Genomic DNA, 18505 nt, shown 5'->3' with positions numbered 1-18505 from the left:
AGGTGGCAGGAACCGCCCGGTCGGCGCCGCTCGTCCTTCTTTCCATCGATGCGAGCGTGAACTCTCGCCTGGGGCGTCCAGGAAGTCGGGAGAGGAGCCGAGCTGACGGCTTATCGAACCGCGTAGGTCGCAGGTGGTTCCGACGGTTCAGGCGCGGGTCAGGCGCGGAGCAGGTCGCCGGGCTGGGCGGCGCGCCGGTAGATCAGGGCTTCGGCGACGTGGCTGCGGCGCACGGGGCCGGAGCCTTCGAGGTCGGCGATGGTGCGGGCCAGGCGCAGGGTGCGGGTCCAGCCGCGGGCGGTGAGGCCGCCGGCCTCGGCGGCGCCGGCGAGCAGCGCGCGGGCGGCGGGGTCGAGGTCGGCGATCTTCTCAAGGAAGTCGCCGTCGGCCTGGGCGTTGAGCCGGGCGCCCTCGTCGCCGGCTCGCTCGGCCTGCAGCGCCCGGGCCTGGGCGACGCGGCTGGCGGCCTCGCGCGTGCCCTCGGCCGGGGCGGGGAGGGCGAGGTCGGCGGCAGTGACCGGGGGCACGTCGACCTGCAGGTCGATGCGGTCCATGAACGGGCCGGAGACCTTCATCTGGTAGTCGGTCTGGCAGCGCGGAGCGCGGCCGCAGGCCCCGCGTCCGGCCCCGCCCAGGCCGCACTTGCAGGGGTTCTGGGCGGCGACCAGCTGGAAGCGGGCCGGATAGCGGACATGGGCGTTGGCCCGGGCGACGACGACTTCGCCGGTCTCCAGCGGCTGGCGCAGGCTGTCGAGCGCCTGGGCCGAGAACTCCGGCAGTTCGTCGAGGAAGAGGACGCCGTTGTGGGCCAGCGAGACCTCGCCCGGTTTCACCCGTAGGCCGCCGCCGGTGAGCGCAGCCATGCTGGCCGAGTGGTGCGGGGTGCGGAAAGGACGGGCGCGGGTCAGCTCGCCCTTGGCGATCAGGCCGGCCACCGAATGGACCATCGAGGTCTCCAGCAGCTCGGCCGGCGACAGCGGCGGCAACAGGCCCGGCAGCCGCGCGGCCATCATCGACTTGCCCGAGCCGGGCGGGCCGCAGAACAGCAGGTTGTGGCCGCCGGCGGCGGCGATCTCCAGGGCGCGCTTGGCGTTCTCCTGGCCTTTGACGTCGCGCAGGTCGGGAACCCGTTCGCCATCGAGCATGGCGCCGGGCTGCGGCGGGGCGAGGATCTGGGTCCCGCGGAAGTGATTGACAATGGCGACCAGCGACGGCGCGGCCAGCACCCGGGTCTCGCCGGCCCAGGCCGCCTCCGGCCCCGAGGCCTCGGGGCAGATCAGGCCAAGCCCGAAGCCGCCGGCCGCGACCGCGGCGGGGAGCGCGCCGGCGACGGCGACGATGCGCCCGTCCAGCGACAGCTCGCCGATCGCCGCCCATTCCGTCAGGGCGTCGGGCGGCAGCACCCCCATGGACGCCATGACCGCCAGCGCGATCGGCAGGTCGTAGTGGCTGCCCTCCTTGGGCAGGTCGGCGGGGGCGAGGTTGACGATGATCCGGCGGCTGGGCATCGCCAGGCCGAGACCGGCGAAGGCGGCGCGGACCCGCTCGCGGCTTTCGGCGACGGCCTTGTCGCCGAGGCCGACCAGCATGAACTTGACCTCGCCGGTGGTCAGCTGGACCTCGACGTCGACGCGACGGGCCTCGACGCCCTGAAAGGCTACGGTCACGACGCGGGAAGCCACGCCAACCCCCAGAAATGGCTCAACTTATCCACAAGCCCAGCACACCGTGCGGGCCGGATCAAGAACAAAAGTCGAACTTTTCAGGAAGGTGAGACGATTCCGCGACTTATGCGTGTCTCTTGGAGTTGCAACCTAAGCCGTTGTGCGCGCCGCTTCAATAGCGTCCCAAAGAATCGCCGCGGCATTGACGCCGGTGAACCGTTCCAGGGCGCGCGCGCCGGTCGGCGAGGTGACGTTGATCTCGGTCAGATAGTCGCCGATCACGTCGATGCCGACGAACATCAGGCCGCGACGCTTCAGCTCCGGGCCGATGATGGCGCAGAGCTCGAGATCGCGCGGGGTCAGTTCGACCGCCTCGGCGCGGCCGCCGACCGCGAGGTTGGAGCGGATCTGGCCGGCGCCCGGCACGCGGTTGATCGCGCCGACCGGCTCGCCGTCGACCAGCAGGATGCGCTTGTCGCCCTTGGTGACGGCCGGAATGAACTTCTGGGCGATGACCGGCTCGCGGCCGATCATGCGGTGCAGGTCGATCAGGGCGTCGAGATTGGGGTCGTCGGCCAGCAGCCGCGCGACGCCGGAGCCGCCGCCGCCATAGAGTGGCTTGAGCACGATGTCGCCATGGCGGGCGCGGAAGTCGTAGATCGCCTCGACGTCCGAGGTGATCAGGGTCGGCGGCTGCACGCCGGGGAAGCCGGTGACGTAGAGCTTCTCGGGCGCGTTGCGGACCTCGGTCGGATTGTTCACCACCAGGGTCTTCGGATGGATCACGTCGAGGAAGTGGGTCGAGGTGATGTAGGCCATGTCGAACGGCGGGTCCTGGCGCAGCAGGACGACGTCGAACTCCGACAGGTCGACCCGTTCCCAGTCGCCGAACTTGGCGTGGTCGCCTTTGACGTCCTGAACGGTCACCGAGCGGCCGCGGGCGAAGACCTTGCCCTCTTCCAGGGCCAGCTTGTCGGGGGTGTAGACGAACAGCGAGTGACCGCGGGCCTGGGCCGTCAGCATCATCAGGAAGGTCGTATCGCCTTCGATCTTGATGGCATCGAGCGGGTCCATCTGGACGGCGACCTTCAACGACATGGCGGGCTCCTCAACGGTCAAGGCGTCTGAGATAGGCCGGGAGGGCGGCCGGCGCCAGCCAGAAGCGCTGGCGGCGCTGTCAGTTCAGCCGCAGGCGGACGCGTTCGCGCTGGGCGCGGGCGGCCAGGGCCGCGCCGCCGTCGAGGGTGCTGGCGTGGGCCAGGGCTTCCAGCGCGCCCGCCAGGGCGCCTTGGCCCTCGCGGGCGGCGGCGACGTCGAGCCAGGGGCGGTGGTCGAGCGGGTCGAGCAGGGCGCGGCGCAGCGCCGCCCGCTCGGCGCGGCCGAAGTCGCCGGCGGCGGTGGCCCGGGCGAAGACGTTGTTCTGCAGCCGGATCAGCACCGCCCGGTCGCTGGCCGGGGCCATCAGCCGGTCGAGCCGGTCGGCGACGTTGGGCGTCAGGCCGGCGTGCAGGGCGCGGCGGGTCAGCTCGGACGGCAGCACCACGCGGCCTTCGCTGAACGGGTCGAGCGCCAGCGGTCCCTCGACGGTTTCGATGCGCAGCAGGAAGTGGCCGGGGAAGTCGACGCCCTGGACCGACAGCCCGCACTTGCGCGCCACATGCAGGTAGAAGACGCCCAGCGCCACCGGCAGGCCGCGGCGGCGCTCGGCCACCGCCACCACGCAGGCGTTGTCGGGATGGTCGTAGGTCAGGAGGTCGCCGGTCAGGCCGAGATCGCCGGCCAGGGTCTCGGCCAGGGCCTCCTCGGGGCTTTCGTTGCGCAGCCGGGCCGACAGCCGCTCGACGCCCAGCTTGGCCAGGTCGAGCGCCGGCCGCGGATCGCGGGCCGGGTCCTCGTGCACGGCGCAGGCGACGGCGGCGTCGAGCAGCGGGAAGCTCTCGTCCGGGGCCTGGCCGGCTTCGCGCAGCAGGTTTTCGGCTTCCTCTTGGGTCATCGCGCTTAAAGCTATGCGCCTTTCCAGGCGTCGGGACTGTGAACAGGCAGCCGTCCGGGCGCCAGGGCGATCAAATCGAGCCGAACGGCCATGTTTTGCAAGCTCGGCCGGCGTGCGGCGATTGCGCGCCCCGCCCGCCGCAGACGCTCGCGCTGGGTTTCCGACACCGCTTCGAGGGCCGCCTCAAGCGTGGTGCGCTGCTTGACCTCGACCACCGCCAGCACCTGGCCGCGTTGGGCCAGCAGGTCGATTTCGCCCTGCGGCGTGCGCAGCCGGAAGCCGAGGATGCGGTAGCCCTTGGCCATCAGCCAGAGCGCCGCCCAGGCCTCGGCCCGGCGTCCGGCGGTCCGGGCCGCCGCCCCGCGCGCCTGACGAACCTGGTTCACTTCTGCTTGAGCTCCATGGCCCGGCGGTAGAGGTCGCGGCGCGGCAGGCCGAGCGCCTTGGCGACCTCGGCGGCGGCGTCGGCGGGCTTGAGGCGGGTCAGGGCGTCGGCCAGGGCGGTGTCGGCGTCGGCGGCGGTGGCCGCTTCCTCGCGGCCGGGACCGACCAGGATCACCAGCTCGCCCTTCGGGAAGTCCATCTTCGGATCGGCGGCCAGGACGTCCAGCGGGGCGCGGGTGACGGTCTCGTAGAGCTTGGTCAGCTCGCGGCCGACGGCGGCCTCGCGCGGGCCGAACACTGCGGCCATGTCGGCGAGGCTGGAAGCCAGGCGCGAGCCGCCCTCGAAGAACACCAGGGTGGCGCGGATGCCGGCCAGCTCCTCGAAGAACGCGCGGCGGCCGGCGCTCTTGGGCGGCGGGAAGCCGGCGAACAGGAAGCGGTCGGTGGGCAGACCGGCGACCGCCAGCCCGGCCAGCAGGGCCGAGGCCCCGGGAATCGGATGGACCGCCGAGCCCTGGGCCAGCGCCTCGCGCACCAGCCGGAAGCCGGGGTCGGAGACCAGCGGGGTGCCGGCGTCGGAGATCTGGGCGATGCGGCCGCCCTCGGCCAGCAGGGCCAGGGCCTTGGGACCGCTGCGCTCGGCCGAGTGCTCGTCATAGCGCTCGACCTTCTTGGAGAGGCCATAGGCGGAGAGCAGCTTGGCGGCGACGCGGGTGTCCTCGGCCAGCACCAGGTCGCAGCCGGCCAGCACGTCGAGGGCGCGCAGGGTGATGTCGCGCAGGTTCCCGATCGGGGTGGCGACCACGTAGAGGCCGGGGTCTAGCGGGGCTTCGGAGAGGGCCGGCGGGGGAGGATGACGCGACATGGGGGCAAGGCTTCGCCGGTTATCGCTCAGGTCGCAAGCCTGGAGGTGACGTGGTCGAGCAGCAGGCGTCCGGCCGGCGTGGCGCGCAGGCGCTCGCGATCGAGGGCGATGAGGCCGGCGGCGACCAGGTCGGCGACCTTCGGATGATCGGGGCTCAGGTCGAGGGCGGCGACCTCGGCGAAGTCCAGGCCCTGCGTGATCCGCAGGCCGGCAAGCAGGCGCTCTTCGGCCGCTTCGACGGCGTCGAGCGGCTCGCGGCCGGCCGGGGTCTGGCCGGCCGCGACGGCGGCGATGTAGTCGGCGGGACGGGCCGGGGCGAAGGTTGCGGTGCGCACGCCGTCCAGGGTCAGGCGGCCATGGGCTCCGGGCCCGGCCCCGACATAGTCCTGGCCGGTCCAGTAGACGAGGTTGTGGCGCGAGCGGGCGGCTTCCCCGCGGGCGTGGTTGGAGACCTCGTAGGCGGTGAAGCCGGCGGCCTCGAGGACGGTCTGGGTGGTCTCGTAGAGCTGGGCGGCGGTCTCGTCGCCGGGCGGGACCAGAGTTCCGCGGCGCACGGCGCGGTCGAAGGCGGTGCCGGCCTCGATGGTCAGCTGGTAGGGCGAGACGTGCTCGGCCCCAAGGTCGAGCACTTCGCGCAGCTCTTCGCGCCAGGCCTGGGGCGTCTGGCCGGGGCGGGCGTAGATCAGGTCGACGGAGAGCCGCGGGAAGGTGGCGGCGGCGACCTGGGCGGCGCGGCGGGCCTCGGCGGCGTCATGGTTGCGGCCCAGCAGCGAGAGGCTGGCGTCGTCCAGAGCCTGCAGGCCCAGCGACAGGCGGTCGACGCCAGCGGCGGCGAAGGCGGCGAAGCGGTCGGTCTCGGCGTCGGTGGGGTTGGCTTCCAGCGTCACCTCGACCTGCGCGGCCGGCGTCCAGAGCCGCCGCGCCAGGGCGATCAGCTCGCCGGCCTGGTCCGGATCCATCAGCGAAGGGGTGCCGCCGCCGAAGAAGATCGAGACCAGTTCACGCTCGCCGGTCAGGGCGCGCTGCGCCTCCAGGTCGGCGGCGATGGCGCGGACCAGGGCCGCCTGCTCCTGCTCGCGGCCTCGCGCCCGATAGACGTTGAAGTCGCAGTAGGGGCAGATCTTCGCGCAGTAGGGCCAGTGGATGTAGAGGCCCAGGGCGGCGGTCAAAGCAGGGCGGCCTTCAACTGGGCGAAGGCCAGGGCGCGGTGGCTGATCTGGTCTTTTTCGGCCGGGTCCATCTCGCCGAAGGTGATGTCGGCGCCAATCGCCTGGAAGATCGGGTCGTAGCCGTGGCCGCGGTCGCCGCGGCCTGGGAACACCAGGGTTCCGTCGACGCGGCCCTCGACCACCACCGCCGGGCCGCCCGGCCAGGCGACCGCTAACGCGCAGGTGAACCAGGCCGAAAAGTCGTCGGCGCCCTCTTCCTCCAGCCGCTGCTCGACCTTCTTCATCGCCCCGACGAAGTCCTTCTCCGGACCACCCCAGCGGGCCGAGTAGATGCCAGGCGCGCCGTCCAGGGCGGCGACCGACAGGCCGCTGTCGTCGGCGAGCGCGATCAGGCCGCTGGCCTCGGCGGCGGCGCGCGCCTTCAAGAGCGCGTTGCCGACGAAGGTGCTCTCGGTCTCGTCCGGTTCGCCCAGGCCGAGCTCGCCGGCGGTGACCAGTTCGAAGCGGTTGTCGAGGATCGCGGCCAGCTCACGGGCTTTGCCGGGATTGTGAGTGGCGACCACCAGCTTGGCGCCGGGTTCGAGCTTCAGGGCCATGGATATCTACCTGGGTGCGAGGGGCGGCGGACCATAGGCCAGGGCCGTTCATGTTGCATTGCAAAAGTTTAATATCGTTTTTCGATATTTGGTTTGATCGAAAAACGACGTTTGGCTATTGAAAGCCAAGCTTCGCAGCGCCATATGCTGCGGTGCAACATAAGAACAAAGGAAAACTCTCTCATGTTTATGTCCCATCTCGACCGCACGCTCATGATCGCTGCGGTTCTCCTCGCCGCCCTGCCGATCGCCGCTTTGGTGACGGGCGGGGTTTTCGCCTAAGCTCGCGTCGCTGCGAGAGGACGGAGAACGGCGATGCGCGCCCTGGGGCCAGGCTCGGTTTCGAGCTTTTTGAAGATCATCCTCGACGTGGTGTTCTTCGCCCTGTGGATCGGCATCGGCGCCGTCGGCCTGATGATGCTGGCCGCCGTCCTCTTCAGCTTCAATCCCGAGCTGCTGCGCAACATGTCGATCCGGACCGGCGGCGGGACCGAGATCGACGCCCGCGGCCCGGTGCTGCTCGGCGGCCTGGCCGCCGCCGGCCTCTATCTTGGCGGGGTGCTGGTGATCGTTGAGCGCCTACGCCGGATCTTCGCCACCCTGACCGCCGGCGATCCCTTCCATCCCGAGAACGTGCGCCGCCTGCGGGTGATCGGCCTGGTGCTCGCGGGCCTGGAAATCGGCCGCTATGTGATCTACGGGCTGGGCGCCTGGGCGCTGCCCGACGCGGCGATCTCGCAGCCGGAGTTCAGCCCGACCGCCTGGTTCTCGGTGCTGGTCGTGTTCGTGCTGGCCGAGGTGTTCCGCGAAGGCGCGCGCCTGCGCCGTGAAGCCGAGCTGACGATCTGATGCCTATTCGGGTGAACCTCGACCGAGTTCTCTTGCAGCGGCGAATGTCGCTGACCGAGCTGGCCGACCGCGTGGGCGTGACCATCGCCAACCTTTCGATCTTGAAGACCGGCAAGGCGCGGGCGGTGCGCTTCTCGACCCTGTCGGCCCTGTGCCGCGAGCTGGACTGCCAGCCGGGCGATCTGCTGGTCTACGAGCCGGGCCCCGACGACGCCGGCGACGACGATTTCGTGTAGGCGCCTGCGCAACGCCGTCGCACCGGCGCTCGCCGATTGGATCAAAGCCCCGTTCGGGGGCTAGTGTGCCCCTTCGCACGACCAAGTAGGAATTTCCGAATGCTGCTCCACCTGTCGACCTGGCAAGAGATCGAAGCCTATCTGCAACGCTCCAAGACGGTAGTGGTGCCGATCGGCTCGAACGAGCAGCATGGGCCGACCGGTTTGCTCGGCACCGATTGGCTGTGCCCGGAGATCATCGCCCACGAGGCGCAGAAGAACTCCGACCTGCTGATCGCCCCGACCTTCAACATCGGTATGGCCCAGCATCACCTGGGCTTCCCGGGCACCATCTCGCTGCGCCCGACCACCTTCATCGCCGCGATCGGCGACTGGTGCCGCTCGCTGGCCGGCCACGGCTTCGAGAAGATCTATTTCCTCAATGGCCACGGCGGCAACGTCGCCACCATCGAGGCGGCGTTCTCCGAGCTCTACGCCGAGGCCAGCTTCGCCAAGGCCGAGCGCGGCTTCGCCTGCAAGCTCAAGAACTGGTGGGAGCTGAAGGGCGTCAACGCCCTGGCCCAGCGCCAATTCCCGGTGGGCCACGGCAGCCATGCGACCCCGTCGGAGATCGCGGTGACCCAGTGGGCCTACCCGGACGCCATCAAGACCGCCGACTATTCGCCGCAGATCGCGCCGACCGGCCCGATCCGCGAGGCGGTGGACTTCCGCGCCCGCTACCCCGACGGCCGCATGGGCTCGGACCCGGCGCTGGCGACCCCGGAAAAGGGCGGCGAGCTGGTCAAGCTGGCGGCCGAGGGGCTGGTCGAGGACGTCGCCGCCTTCGCCGCCGAGCCGTTCCCGGCGCGGGGCTAGCCACCTCAACACCGCTCATCCCGGCGCAGGCCGAGACCCAGGTCTTAGGGCTCTGTGCTGGGCGTGAAGTCACCCTTCGCGGCGGATGAATCTGGGTCCCGGCCTTCGCCGGGATGACCGGGAACGGGGGTCAGGCGGTCAGGCGGTCAGGATCTGGCCGTCGATCACCTGCACCGGCCAGGGGGTGAGCTTCTGGTCGGCGCAGGGGCCGACGACGCAGTGGCCGTCGAGCGGGCGGAACAGGGCCGCGTGGCCGCCGCAGAGGATCAGGTCGCCCTCGCGGGTCAGGTAGCGGTCGTCCCAGGCGGCCAGCGGCCAGCCGGCGTGCGGGCATGAGTCGACATAGCCGCGGATCTGGCCGCCCACCTGGACCACGAAGCCGGCGAACATCTTGCCGTCTTCGCGAAAGCGGAAGCCCTTCGAGCCGGGATCGGCCAGGTCGGCGAGCGCGCAGAGCGCCACGCCGGGCCCTGGCCGGGCCGGATTGTCGGGGCCGTCGCGCATCAGCTGGCGAAACCGCCGAGCGTCGGCTTGAAGGCGGTGATGTCGACGCGCTGGAACAGGCCGGCCTTGGCGTAGGGATCGTTGGCCGAGAAGGCGCGGACCTGCTCGATGTCGTCGAACTCCACAATCAGCATCGAGCCGGCCATCTCGCCCGCTTCGTTGAGCATCGGGCCGCCGAGCTTCAGATGCGCCTTGAAGCCGCCGACATAGGCCAGGTGGGCTTCGCGGTTGGCCAGCCGCAGGTCGAGCGAGGCGGGCTTGTCGAGACAGTGGAGGACGAAGACGGTCACGGGCGTTCCTTCTGGCGTTTCTAGCGTTCGGATCTGATCGGGCGCGACAACAGGCCGGCGATAGCCTCGTCGACCTGGGCCTGCCCGGCCAGGATGGCGGCGACGGCTTCGCAGATCGGGGCTTCGACCTCGAGCTTGCGGGCCAGGGCGACGACGGCGGGCGCCGAGGCGACGCCCTCGGCCACCGAGACCTTGCCGGCCAGGGCCTGCTCCAGCGTCTGGCCGCCGCCCAGCGCTAGGCCGACGCTCATGTTGCGCGATTGCGGCGAGGAGCAGGTGAGCACCAGGTCGCCGAGGCCGCAGAGGCCGGCGACGGTCTCGGCCTGCGCGCCCAGCGCCACGGCCATGCGGGTCATTTCGGCGAAGCCCCGGGTGATCAGGGCGGCGTGGGCGCTGCGGCCCAGCCCTTTGCCCTCGGCAATGCCGCAGGCGATGGCCAGCACGTTCTTCACCGCCCCGCCGATCTCGGCCCCGATCATGTCGGTGGCCAGGTAAGGTCGGAAGGTCGGCAGGCTGAGCGCGGTGGCGATCTGGAAGCCGATCTCGTCGTTGGGACAGGCCAGGGTCACGGCGGTCGGCAGGCCGCGGGCGACGTCGGCGGCGAAGCTCGGTCCCGACAGCACGGCCGGCAGGGCCTGGGGCAGGCCCTCGTCCAGCACCTCGGTCATCAGCTTCAGGGTGCCCTGCTCGACGCCCTTGGAGCACAGCACCATCGGCACGCCGGCGCGGGCGTGGGGCCGGAAGGCGTCGAGGCTGGCGCGGAAGTGCTGAGCCGGCGTGACGTTGAGCACGAAATCGGCGCCGGCCAGGTCGGCGAGGTCGCCGGTCGCCCGCACCGGGGCGTCAAACACCACGCCGGGCAGGAAGGTCTTGTTCTCGCGCGTCTCGTTGACGGCGCTGACCACCTCGGGCTCGCGGGCCCAGAGCGTGGTGGCCAGGCCGGCCCGCGCGCAGACCAGGGCCAGGGCCGTGCCCCAGGCTCCGCCGCCGATAACGCCTGCGGTCTTCATGCCTTGGCTCCCTTGCGGCCGAATGCGTGGGTGGGGTTGGCGGCGGCCGCCTCCGGATCCAGCGGCCAGCGCGGCCGGGCCGGGGCGTCCATCGGATCGGAGATGCCGAGCGCCAGGCGCTCGGCCCCGGCCAGGGCGATCATCGCCGCATTGTCGGTGCAGTAGGCCAGCGGCGGGGCGTCGAACGTGAAGCCGTGCTTTTGCGCGATCTGCTGCAGAGCCGCGCGAACCGCCTTGTTGGCGGCCACGCCGCCGGCGACCACGAAGCGCAGCGGCGTGTCCGGACGCTCTTGCGCATAGGCGATCATCGCTCGCTCAGTCCGCTCGGAGAGCTGGCGGGCGATGGCGCCTTGGACGGCGGCGGCCAGGTCGCGGCGCTGGGCGTCGGTCTCTACGGTCGCGGCGAAGCGGGCGGCGGCGGTCTTCAGGCCCGAGAACGAGAAGTCGAAGCCCTTACGGCCGAGCAGGGCGCGGGGGAGGTCGTAGGACGACGGATCACCGCCTTCCGCCATCTTCTCCAGCGCCGGGCCGCCCGGATAGGGCAGGCCCATCGACTTGGCGATCTTGTCGAAGGCCTCGCCGGCCGCGTCGTCGATGGTCGAGCCGAGCCGCTTGCAGGCGCCGACGCCCTCGACGCTGAGCAGCTGGCAGTGGCCGCCGGAGACCAGCAGCAGCAAGAACGGATAGGGGATGTCGGCCGCCAGCCGGGCCGAAACCGCGTGGCCTTCCAGATGGTTGACCGCCACCAGCGGCAGGCCGCGGGCCAGGGCCACGGCCTTGCCGAACGAGAGGCCGACCATCACTCCGCCGACCAGGCCGGGCCCGGCGGTGGCCGCGACCCCGGTGAGGTCGCCATAGCCGAGGCCGGCGGTCTTCATCGCTTCGGCGGCGACGGCGTCGATGGTCTCGACGTGCGAGCGGGCGGCGATCTCGGGCACCACCCCGCCGTAGGGAGCGTGGAGGGCGAACTGGGCGCCGATCACCGAAGACAGCACCTCGACCTGGCCCTCGGCGTCCAGGCGCACGACCGCCGCGGCGGTCTCGTCGCAGCTGGTTTCCAGGCCAAGGACAGTCAGCGGCTCTGTCAACTAAGGGCTCCCGCCGGTTGCGGCATTCGGTCCGGTCCTATAGGCCGGGGCTTCCTTTGAACCGCCGAGGTAGACTGCGCGTCGTGCCCACGCAACCGCCCGTCCGGATTGGAGCCCGCGGCTCCAAGCTTTCGCTGGCCCAGACCGGCATCGTCCAGCGCCGTATCGCCGCCGCTCTCGGCGCCGATCCGACCAACCCTGCCGAAGTGGAAGCGGTGGCCCAGATCGTGGTGATCACCACGACCGGCGACCGCGTGCAGGACCGCCGGCTGCTGGAGATCGGCGGCAAGGGCATGTTCACCAAGGAGATCGAGGAGGCGCTGCTGACCGGCGCCATCGACTGCGCGGTGCACTCGATGAAGGACATGCCGGCGCTGCTGCCCGAGGGCCTGTGCATCGCCGCGATCCCCGAGCGCGAGGACCCGCGCGACGCGTTCCTCAGCCACAAGGTCGAGCGGATGGAGGATTTGCCGCAGGGCGCGATCCTCGGCACCGCTTCGCTGCGCCGCCAGGCCCAGGCGCTGAACCGCCGCGGCGACCTCGACGTGCGCATGCTGCGCGGCAATGTCGACACCCGCCTGGCCAAGCTGGCCGCCGGCGAGGCCGACGCCATCCTGCTGGCGATGTCGGGGCTGAACCGCCTCGGCCTTGGCCACCTGCCCCAGAGCCTGCTCGACCCGGTCGAGTATCCGCCGGCCCCGGGCCAGGGCGCGCTGGCGATCGAGACCCGCGTCAGCGATATCGACAAGCCGTGGCTGGAGGCGATCCGCCACGCGCCGACCGCGGTCGCCGTGGCCGCCGAGCGCGGCGCCCTGACGGCGCTAGAAGGCTCGTGCAAGACCGCCATCGGCGCCTATGCGCGGCTGGCGGGTGGGTCGCTGCACCTGATCGTCGAGGCGCTGTCGGCCGACGGGGTTCACAAGTTCCGCCACGAGGGCTCGGCCGAGCTGTCGGCCACCGCCGACCCGCAGGAAGCCGCGCGCGCGCTGGGCCTGTCGCTGGGCGCAGCGGTGAAGGCCGAGGGCGGCGACCTGATCTTGCCGCCGGAATAGACGGCTTTTCGCAACGCAGCGGATTGATTCAGGGCCTCCGCCCCGCCAGGGTTGCAGCTGAGCTATGAGCACCCCGCAGTCGTTGAAAATCTGGATTACGCGCGCCCAGCCCGGCGCCGACGCAACCGCAGCCCGGGTGCGGGCGCTGGGCCATACGCCGTTCGTCGCCCCGCTGTTGGCCGTGCGCATGGTCGAGGATCCGCTGATCGAGCTGGCGGGCGTCAGGGCGCTGGCCTTCACCAGCGCCAACGGCGTGCGCGCCTTCGCGCTGGCCTGTCCCGACCGATCGCTGCAGGTGTTCGCAGTCGGGGCGGCCACCGCCCAGGCCGCGCGCGAGGTCGGTTTCCGGCGGGTGTTGTCGGCCGACGGCGACGTCGCCGCCCTGGCCGAGGGCATCGCGGCGCGGCGGGGCGAGATCGGCGGGGCGGTGCTGCATCCCGGTGCGGCCGAACTGGCCGGCGATCTGGCCGGGGCGTTGGAGCGCGCCGGGGTCGAGGTCCGCGCGCTGACCCTTTACGACACCGCGCCGACGGCGCTGGAGCCCACGCAGATCGCGGCGCTGAGCGAGGCGGACGTCGCGCTCGTTCATTCGGCCCGGGGCGCGCGGGCGCTGGCCGACGTCCTGGCGGCCCACCCGCAGCCGCGCCTGAAGGTGCTGGGGCTGTCGAAGGCGGTGCTGGCCCCGCTGGCCGAGACCCCGCTGGCGGCGCTGGCCTCGGCGCCCTTTCCGCTCGAAGCGGCGCTGCTGAATCTGATAGACCGTTCGACATGAGCGACCAGCTGTCCGCCCCGCGCGATCCTGGCTCCTACGGCTCGCGCCGCCGCACCGGCCTGGGAATCGGCGCCCTGATCCTGTTCGGCGTCGCCTGCGTGGCCGGCGGCTACAGCCTGGCCCGGTTCGGCCCGACGCTGCCCGAGCTCTATCCCGACAAGCCGCGCGCCGGCGCGGTCGCCGAGGTCGCGCCGCTGGCCGCGCCGACGCCCGCCACGCTGGTGACCGACGATGCATCGCCGAGCGCGCCGATCGCCGTGGCCGCGCCGGCCGGCGATGATTCGAGCGACAGCCGCCTCGACGCCCTGGAGGCCGATCGCGGGCGACTGGCCACGGCGTCGGCTTCGGCGCTGGCGGCCAGCGCGCTGATGCAGGCGGCCCAGGGCTCGCGGCCCTTCGCGCCGGAGGTCAAGGCCGTGGCCGCCCTGGCCCCGTCGCTGGACCTGCGCGCCCTGCAGGCCGACGCCGAACGCGGCGCGCCCAGCCGCGCGGCGCTGGCGGCCAGCTTCCCCGACTATGCCGCCCGTGCGGCCTCGGCCGCCCGCACCCCCGGGGACGGCGCCGGCGTGCCGGCCCGGGTCGGCCATGCGCTCAGCCGGGTGGTGGCGCTGCGCCGGGTCGGCGAGGTGCCGGGCGATGGCCCCGACGCGATCCTGGCGCGGGCCGAACGGCAGATCGACGACGGCGACATCGTCGGGGCGCTGGCGACGCTGGAGGCGTTGCCGGCCGACGCCAAGGACGCCCTGGGCCCATGGCGCGACCGCGCCGAGCGCCGCGCCAAGATCGACCGCGAGATCGCCGCGATCCGCGCCCAGGCGCTGCAGGAGCTGTCGCAGCTGGCGCGGAGCGGCGGATGATCCGCACGGCGATCATCCTCTTCCTGGTCGCCGCCCTGGCGACCGCTATGCTGGCCATCACCGGCGAGCCGGGCCACGCCAGCGTCACCTGGCTGGGCTGGCGGGCCGACATGACCGCGGCGGCCTTCGTGCTGATCACCCTGTTCGTGGCGCTGTCGGCGATGCTGGCCTGGCGGTTGCTGGTCTGGGCGGCCGAGGCCCCGCGGCGGGCCGAGCGGACGCGGGCCGAGAGCCGGCGGCGGCAGGCCAACGACGTGCTGACCCGCGGGTTCGTGGCGGTGGCGGCCGGCGACGGGCTGGAGGCGCGCCGCTTGGCGTCGAAGGCCGCCGATCTCGCCGATGAGGCGCCGGGACTGGTGCGGGTGCTGGCCGCCCAGGCGGCTGAGGCCGCGGGCGATGCGGTCGCCGCCCAGGCCGCCTACACCGCGATGCTGAGCCTGCCCGACATGCGCTTGGCCGGCCGCAAGGGGCTGATGCAGTTGGCGCTGGCTCAGGGCGACCGGGCCGGGGCGACCGAGCACGCCGAGCGCGCCTATGCCGAGCCGCGCACCGCCCGCTGGGCCTGGCGCGCGGTGCTGGAGGCGCGGCTTGAGGCCGGCGACTGGGACGGCGCGCGCGACTTGGCCAAAGGGGCGCTGGAACGCAAGATCATCTCGCCGCTGGTCGCCGAGCGGGCGCGCGCGGCGCTGCTGGCGGCCTCGGCCGCGCAATTGGAAGGCGACGCCGACCCCCGCCGCCGGGCGCTGGCGCTCGATCACGCGGCCGAGGCCGCCAAGCTGCAGCCGGGCTTCGCGCCCGGGGTGGTGATGGCCGCGCGGCTGCTGAGCCTGGACGGCAAGCCCGGCCGCGCGGTGCAGGCGCTGGAGAACGCCTGGAAGGCGGCGCCGCACCCGGCCCTGTGGCTGGCCTATCGCGACCTGCGTACCGATGAGACGCCGCGCCAGCGGGGCGAGCGGCTGTGGCGGCTGGCCTCGCTGAAACCGGCCGACCGCGAGAGCCGCATCCTGTTCGTCGAGCAGGCGCTGATCGCCGGCGACGCCGAGCGGGCCCAGGAGGCCGCGCAGGCGCTGGCGGCCGAACCGGTCACCGCGCGCATCGCCGGCCTGTTCGCGCGGGCCGCCTTCGCCGCCGGCCAACCGGACGAGGCGCGGGTGTGGATGGCGCGCGGCGTCGGCGCGCCGCAGGAGCCGGACTGGTCCGATCTCGACCCCGAAGGCCGCGCCTTCGCCTATCAGCCCGCCGACTGGGCGCGGCTGGTGGTCAGTTTCGCCGAGAGCGGCGAACTGATCCATCCGCGTCACGAACGGCGCGAGCGGACCATGAGCGAACTGCCTGAGCTGCCGATTTCCTATGTCGATTCAGCAGTTTTGCTGGCCGGTCACGAGGCCGCGCCGGCCCCTTACGACATCGCCGAGGGGGTCTACGAGGACGACGATCCGCCACCGGCCCCGGCCCCGCGGGGCGGCGAACGACGGCCATCTGGAAGGCGGCGCTTGGCGAGCGCCCCGAGAGTCGCTAAGTAGGCGCTCCCTCGCGGGCCAAATCGGCCGGCGAGCGCGTACCAGGCCGCTTTAGCTCAGCTGGTAGAGCACCTCATTCGTAATGAGGGGGTCACAGGTTCGAGTCCTGTAAGCGGCACCACTTCTCCCGCGCGCCGATCACCTGCCGGCGTGGGGTGGCGACACCTAAAACAGCCCCGGCACCAACCGAAAGCGCACCCGGCTCGCATATGCGCGATAGTCGGGGTCTTGGAGACCCGCGCGCGCGGACCAATGCCCGCTATCCCTGGGTGTGCTTGGTCGGCCCCATCATCCAATAGTGGCGCAGCGACGAGGACCATCGAAAAAGGGCGCGGCCGGAGCCGCGCCCTTCGATCGTCTGAGACGTTGGCCAGTCCCTAGGTGTTGGGGGCCGGCGCCGGCGCGGCGGGCGCGGCGGGCGCGGCCGGCTTGGCGGCCGGCTTGGCCGGGTCGGGCTTGTACTTGTCGTTGTAGGTGATCTTGTCCTGCGCGCCCTTGCGGATGGCCTCGATCTGGCGGCCGACCGCCTCCTGAGTGCGCATCTGCTTGAGGCCGGCGGTGGCGTAGTTGATCGCCCGCTCGCCGGTGAACGGCAGGGTGCGGCTCTCGCGGATCTGGTTGACGAACACCGCATTGCCGCGCGGGAAGATGAAGATCTCGCCGGCCGGCAGCTTCATCAGGGTCTCGGTCAGGCCCTCGGGCGCGTTCAGCGTGTCGAGCACGGTGGTGGTGCGCTGGAAGTCCAGGTTTTCGCGGCCGAGCACGGCCTCGACCTGCTCGAGCGTGGTCAGCGGTTCGAACTGCTTCATCAGCTCGGGGGTGAACTTGCCGACCACGATCTGGTCGACGACCATCACCCGGCGGTCGGCGAACATGTGCGGATGCTCGGCGACGAACTTCTCGGCCTCGACGCGCGAGGGGCTGGCCACGGCCGCGGCGATCTTGCGCTGCATGGCGCCGACCAGCATCGCTTCCTTGGCCTGCATTTCCTGCTGGGCGAAGGCCGGGGTCTTGTCGAGCTTCTCCTCCTTGGCGGTTTGCGCCAGCAGCTTGCGGGTGATGATCGACTGCAGCGCGGCCTGCTCCATGGCCTTGCGTTGGGTCGCGTCCGCCGCCGAGGCGCCGCCGAGCTCGCGATTGAGTTCAGTGACCGTAATCTCTTCACCGTTCACCGTGGCGACGACCTGGCCCTTGGGGGCCTTGGAGCCGCCGCCGATCATGCCGCAGCCGCTCATGGCCACGCAGGCGAGCAGCGCTGCGCCATGAGTCCAGTTCAATTTCATCGGTTTCTCCCCGAGTATGCCGTACAGGCCTCGCCGATGCTGGCGCACCACGTTGGCGGGCGCTGGTCAACCTTGGCTGGCCGTTGCTCTCTTTAACCCTGAAACTTCTTAAGCTGTCACGAACAGCGATCTTCGGCGGGCCGGGAGAAGGCTGCGACGAACCGCGCAGCGGCGCGGGGTCCCGACGACGAGGTTTCCTTAGCGTTAGGTGTTGCAACTCAAAGCCGGACAAGGGAAAACCAGCCGCTCCGCACGGCTCGCGCCGCCGCGGGCCCGCCGACGAGGTCCCCAGTCCCAGCCGATGAGCGACGAACCCAAGCGCCGCCCGATTCTGTCCCTGAAGAATCCTCCGAAGGTCGTCGTGCCCGAGGGGCCAAAGCGCCGTGCGCCGCCGCCGGCTCCGCCGCCGCCGCCGCAGTACGACTGGAAGTGCAAACCGTGCGGCGCGGGGCTCTCGATCGAAGATACGCTGACTGACGACGTCGTGATCCGCTGTCCGGCGTGCAACGCCAAGCTGGGCACGGTCGCCGACTTCCGCGCCGACCCGCCGCCGGCCAAGCTGCGCGCGCGGCCGACCAAGCGCGCCTAGCCGCTGCGGCGGCCGGTCAGCCGCCGACCATCTGCGCCATCACCGGCCCGATCTCGTCGTGCAGCACGATGTCGGCGACCGGGTCCTGTTCGGTGGGCTCGCGGTTGACGATCGCCAGGGTCGCGCCGTTCCGCTTGGCCAGCAGCGGGAAGCCGGCGGCCGGATAAACCACTAGCGACGAACCGAGCACCAGAAACAGGTCGCAGCCGAGCGTCTCGGCCTCGGCGCGGTCCATCGGCCCCTGCGGCATCGACTGTCCGAACGAGATGGTCGCCGACTTCACCAGGCCGCCGCAGGCGCGGCAGGTCGGGATTTCGCCGCGCTGCGTGAAGCTTTCGCGAAATTCTTCGAACTCGTGTCGCAGGCCACAGGCCAGGCAGCGCGCATAGTGCGCATTGCCGTGCAGCTCGATGACCTTGTCGTCCGGTACGCCCGATTCCTGGTGCAGGTTGTCGACGTTCTGGGTGATGACCGCGCTGGCCCTACCGTCGCGAACCAGCCTGGCGACGGCGGTATGGCCGTCGTTGGGGCGCGCGCCGGTCCATTTGGCGGCGCCTGAAAACACCCGGGTCCAGGCCTCGCGGCGGCGGCCCTCGTCGCCGACGAACTCCTGGAAGTAGATCGGCTTCATCTTGCTCCACACCCCGCCAGGGCTGCGGAAATCAGGCACGCCGGACTCGGTGGAGATGCCGGCGCCGGTGAACACCACGATGCGCCGCGCCTTCGCGATCGCCTCCGCCAACTGCGCACGCCCGGTCATCTGTCTCCTCCTCGCCGTCCTCGGCGTCAGAGAGATGGGTATCGTGTCTCGGTGCGCAACGCCACGCTGGTATGGCCGGGATTTTCGCAGGTATTACTTGACGCCGGTGTCAAGTATTGCCGCTCAGGATGGATATATTCGACATCAATGTGTCGCAAGTGCGGCCTCT

The 18505-nt window shown here is 71.5% G+C and carries 21 protein-coding genes and 1 tRNA gene; 9 read left to right on the top strand and 13 right to left on the bottom strand.

The genetic code is table 11. The annotated features are described in order from the left end of the window. Positions 1-158 precede the first annotated feature (158 nt). The 7 genes from C0481_RS14180 to rdgB form a co-directional block, all read right to left on the bottom strand. On the bottom strand, positions 159-1682 hold the full coding sequence (locus tag C0481_RS14180; protein ID WP_293404870.1) for a YifB family Mg chelatase-like AAA ATPase: 1524 nt from the start codon (positions 1680-1682) through the stop codon (positions 159-161). A 132-nt stretch (positions 1683-1814) separates the two neighbouring features. Continuing rightward, positions 1815-2762 carry a glutathione synthase gene (gene gshB, locus C0481_RS14175; protein WP_293404868.1) on the bottom strand — a complete coding sequence of 316 codons (948 nt, stop codon included), beginning with the start codon at positions 2760-2762 and terminating at the stop codon, positions 1815-1817. 79 nt (positions 2763-2841) lie between these two features. Next, positions 2842-3657, bottom strand: a complete 816-nt coding sequence (locus tag C0481_RS14170) for a transglutaminase family protein (RefSeq protein ID WP_293404866.1) — start codon at positions 3655-3657, stop codon at positions 2842-2844. Between the two features lie 11 nt (positions 3658-3668). Continuing rightward, positions 3669-4043 (bottom strand): YraN family protein, encoded by a 375-nt coding sequence (locus tag C0481_RS14165; RefSeq protein WP_293404864.1) that lies wholly within the window; start codon positions 4041-4043, stop codon positions 3669-3671. Then, the gene (rsmI, locus tag C0481_RS14160) at positions 4040-4906 is read right to left on the bottom strand and encodes a 16S rRNA (cytidine(1402)-2'-O)-methyltransferase (protein ID WP_293404862.1); all 867 of its coding nucleotides are present in this window, start codon (positions 4904-4906) and stop codon (positions 4040-4042) included. Before rsmI ends, C0481_RS14165 begins: the two co-directional genes overlap by 4 nt. Before the next feature lie 26 nt (positions 4907-4932). Continuing rightward, the gene (gene hemW, locus C0481_RS14155; protein ID WP_293404860.1) at positions 4933-6075 is read right to left on the bottom strand and encodes a radical SAM family heme chaperone HemW; all 1143 of its coding nucleotides are present in this window, start codon (positions 6073-6075) and stop codon (positions 4933-4935) included. Beyond that, positions 6072-6671 carry an RdgB/HAM1 family non-canonical purine NTP pyrophosphatase gene (gene rdgB, locus C0481_RS14150; protein WP_293404858.1) on the bottom strand — a complete coding sequence of 200 codons (600 nt, stop codon included), beginning with the start codon at positions 6669-6671 and terminating at the stop codon, positions 6072-6074. Before rdgB ends, hemW begins: the two co-directional genes overlap by 4 nt. Positions 6672-6986: 315 nt before the next feature. Here rdgB and C0481_RS14145 point away from each other — a divergent pair, with 315 nt between their 5' ends. From C0481_RS14145 to C0481_RS14135, 3 genes are all read left to right on the top strand, one after another. Next, positions 6987-7520, top strand: a complete 534-nt coding sequence (locus C0481_RS14145; protein WP_293404856.1) for a DUF2975 domain-containing protein — start codon at positions 6987-6989, stop codon at positions 7518-7520. Beyond that, complete coding sequence (locus C0481_RS14140; protein WP_293404854.1) at positions 7520-7756, top strand: helix-turn-helix transcriptional regulator; 237 nt, start codon at positions 7520-7522, stop codon at positions 7754-7756. Before C0481_RS14145 ends, C0481_RS14140 begins: the two co-directional genes overlap by 1 nt. A 99-nt stretch (positions 7757-7855) precedes the next feature. Then, positions 7856-8611 (top strand): creatininase family protein, encoded by a 756-nt coding sequence (locus C0481_RS14135; protein ID WP_293404852.1) that lies wholly within the window; start codon positions 7856-7858, stop codon positions 8609-8611. A gap of 138 nt (positions 8612-8749) precedes the next feature. Here the strand turns inward: C0481_RS14135 and C0481_RS14130 are convergent, their stop codons facing one another. Genes C0481_RS14130 through tsaD form a run of 4 tightly spaced genes read right to left on the bottom strand, consistent with a single transcriptional unit; the run spans position 8750 to position 11503 of the window. Next, positions 8750-9115: a Rieske 2Fe-2S domain-containing protein gene (locus C0481_RS14130; protein WP_056024354.1), complete on the bottom strand. Its 366-nt coding sequence runs from the start codon at positions 9113-9115 to the stop codon at positions 8750-8752. Further along, positions 9115-9405: a YciI family protein gene (locus tag C0481_RS14125; protein WP_293404846.1), complete on the bottom strand. Its 291-nt coding sequence runs from the start codon at positions 9403-9405 to the stop codon at positions 9115-9117. The genes C0481_RS14130 and C0481_RS14125 overlap by 1 nt, the downstream gene beginning before the upstream one ends. A 20-nt stretch (positions 9406-9425) precedes the next feature. Further along, positions 9426-10415 (bottom strand): NAD(P)H-dependent glycerol-3-phosphate dehydrogenase, encoded by a 990-nt coding sequence (locus C0481_RS14120; protein ID WP_293404844.1) that lies wholly within the window; start codon positions 10413-10415, stop codon positions 9426-9428. Continuing rightward, positions 10412-11503, bottom strand: coding sequence for a tRNA (adenosine(37)-N6)-threonylcarbamoyltransferase complex transferase subunit TsaD (gene tsaD / locus C0481_RS14115; RefSeq protein ID WP_293404842.1), 1092 nt, complete (start codon positions 11501-11503; stop codon positions 10412-10414). Before tsaD ends, C0481_RS14120 begins: the two co-directional genes overlap by 4 nt. Before the next feature lie 83 nt (positions 11504-11586). Here tsaD and hemC point away from each other — a divergent pair, with 83 nt between their 5' ends. From hemC to C0481_RS14090, 5 genes are all read left to right on the top strand, one after another. After that, positions 11587-12555, top strand: a complete 969-nt coding sequence (gene hemC, locus C0481_RS14110; RefSeq protein WP_293404840.1) for a hydroxymethylbilane synthase — start codon at positions 11587-11589, stop codon at positions 12553-12555. A 64-nt stretch (positions 12556-12619) separates the two neighbouring features. After that, entirely contained in the window at positions 12620-13327 is a 708-nt protein-coding gene (locus tag C0481_RS14105) for a uroporphyrinogen-III synthase (RefSeq protein ID WP_293404838.1), read from the top strand. Beyond that, positions 13324-14184: a mitofilin family membrane protein gene (locus C0481_RS14100; protein WP_293404835.1), complete on the top strand. Its 861-nt coding sequence runs from the start codon at positions 13324-13326 to the stop codon at positions 14182-14184. The genes C0481_RS14105 and C0481_RS14100 overlap by 4 nt, the downstream gene beginning before the upstream one ends. Beyond that, a complete protein-coding gene (locus C0481_RS14095; RefSeq protein ID WP_293404833.1) occupies positions 14181-15707 on the top strand; it encodes a heme biosynthesis HemY N-terminal domain-containing protein in 1527 nt (508 codons plus the stop codon). Before C0481_RS14100 ends, C0481_RS14095 begins: the two co-directional genes overlap by 4 nt. 42 nt (positions 15708-15749) lie before the next feature. Next, positions 15750-15825, top strand: a tRNA-Thr gene (locus C0481_RS14090). A gap of 256 nt (positions 15826-16081) precedes the next feature. On the opposite strand, the gene C0481_RS14085 is transcribed toward C0481_RS14090, so the two are convergent. Further along, entirely contained in the window at positions 16082-16987 is a 906-nt protein-coding gene (locus C0481_RS14085) for a SurA N-terminal domain-containing protein (protein ID WP_293404831.1), read from the bottom strand. Positions 16988-17288: 301 nt separating this feature from the next. Between C0481_RS14085 and C0481_RS14080 the strand changes: the two genes are divergently transcribed. Then, on the top strand, positions 17289-17576 hold the full coding sequence (locus C0481_RS14080) for a hypothetical protein (RefSeq protein WP_293404829.1): 288 nt from the start codon (positions 17289-17291) through the stop codon (positions 17574-17576). A 16-nt stretch (positions 17577-17592) separates the two neighbouring features. Here the strand turns inward: C0481_RS14080 and C0481_RS14075 are convergent, their stop codons facing one another. Continuing rightward, positions 17593-18336, bottom strand: a complete 744-nt coding sequence (locus C0481_RS14075; RefSeq protein ID WP_293404827.1) for a Sir2 family NAD-dependent protein deacetylase — start codon at positions 18334-18336, stop codon at positions 17593-17595. Positions 18337-18505: the final 169 nt, after the last annotated feature.

Origin of the sequence: Phenylobacterium sp., from assembly GCF_013822795.1 — a bacterium.
Taxonomy (GTDB): Bacteria; Pseudomonadota; Alphaproteobacteria; order Caulobacterales; family Caulobacteraceae; genus Phenylobacterium.
This window is presented reverse-complemented; position numbering and strand designations above follow the sequence as displayed.

Excerpts from the sequence above, each read along its gene's own strand:
- C0481_RS14100 (WP_293404835.1), top strand. The coding sequence starts at position 13,324 with ATGAGCGACCAGCTGTCCGCCCCGCGCGATCCTGGCTCCTACGGCTCG.
- C0481_RS14135 (WP_293404852.1), top strand. The coding sequence starts at position 7,856 with ATGCTGCTCCACCTGTCGACCTGGCAAGAGATCGAAGCCTATCTGCAA.
- C0481_RS14085 (WP_293404831.1), bottom strand. The coding sequence starts at position 16,987 with ATGAAATTGAACTGGACTCATGGCGCAGCGCTGCTCGCCTGCGTGGCC.
- gshB (WP_293404868.1), bottom strand. The coding sequence starts at position 2,762 with ATGTCGTTGAAGGTCGCCGTCCAGATGGACCCGCTCGATGCCATCAAG.
- C0481_RS14140 (WP_293404854.1), top strand. The coding sequence starts at position 7,520 with ATGCCTATTCGGGTGAACCTCGACCGAGTTCTCTTGCAGCGGCGAATG.
- C0481_RS14095 (WP_293404833.1), top strand. The coding sequence starts at position 14,181 with ATGATCCGCACGGCGATCATCCTCTTCCTGGTCGCCGCCCTGGCGACC.
- C0481_RS14075 (WP_293404827.1), bottom strand. The coding sequence starts at position 18,336 with ATGACCGGGCGTGCGCAGTTGGCGGAGGCGATCGCGAAGGCGCGGCGC.
- rsmI (WP_293404862.1), bottom strand. The coding sequence starts at position 4,906 with ATGTCGCGTCATCCTCCCCCGCCGGCCCTCTCCGAAGCCCCGCTAGAC.
- C0481_RS14170 (WP_293404866.1), bottom strand. The coding sequence starts at position 3,657 with ATGACCCAAGAGGAAGCCGAAAACCTGCTGCGCGAAGCCGGCCAGGCC.
- C0481_RS14120 (WP_293404844.1), bottom strand. The coding sequence starts at position 10,415 with ATGAAGACCGCAGGCGTTATCGGCGGCGGAGCCTGGGGCACGGCCCTG.
- C0481_RS14105 (WP_293404838.1), top strand. The coding sequence starts at position 12,620 with ATGAGCACCCCGCAGTCGTTGAAAATCTGGATTACGCGCGCCCAGCCC.
- C0481_RS14130 (WP_056024354.1), bottom strand. The coding sequence starts at position 9,115 with ATGCGCGACGGCCCCGACAATCCGGCCCGGCCAGGGCCCGGCGTGGCG.
- rdgB (WP_293404858.1), bottom strand. The coding sequence starts at position 6,671 with ATGGCCCTGAAGCTCGAACCCGGCGCCAAGCTGGTGGTCGCCACTCAC.
- C0481_RS14145 (WP_293404856.1), top strand. The coding sequence starts at position 6,987 with ATGCGCGCCCTGGGGCCAGGCTCGGTTTCGAGCTTTTTGAAGATCATC.
- C0481_RS14080 (WP_293404829.1), top strand. The coding sequence starts at position 17,289 with ATGAGCGACGAACCCAAGCGCCGCCCGATTCTGTCCCTGAAGAATCCT.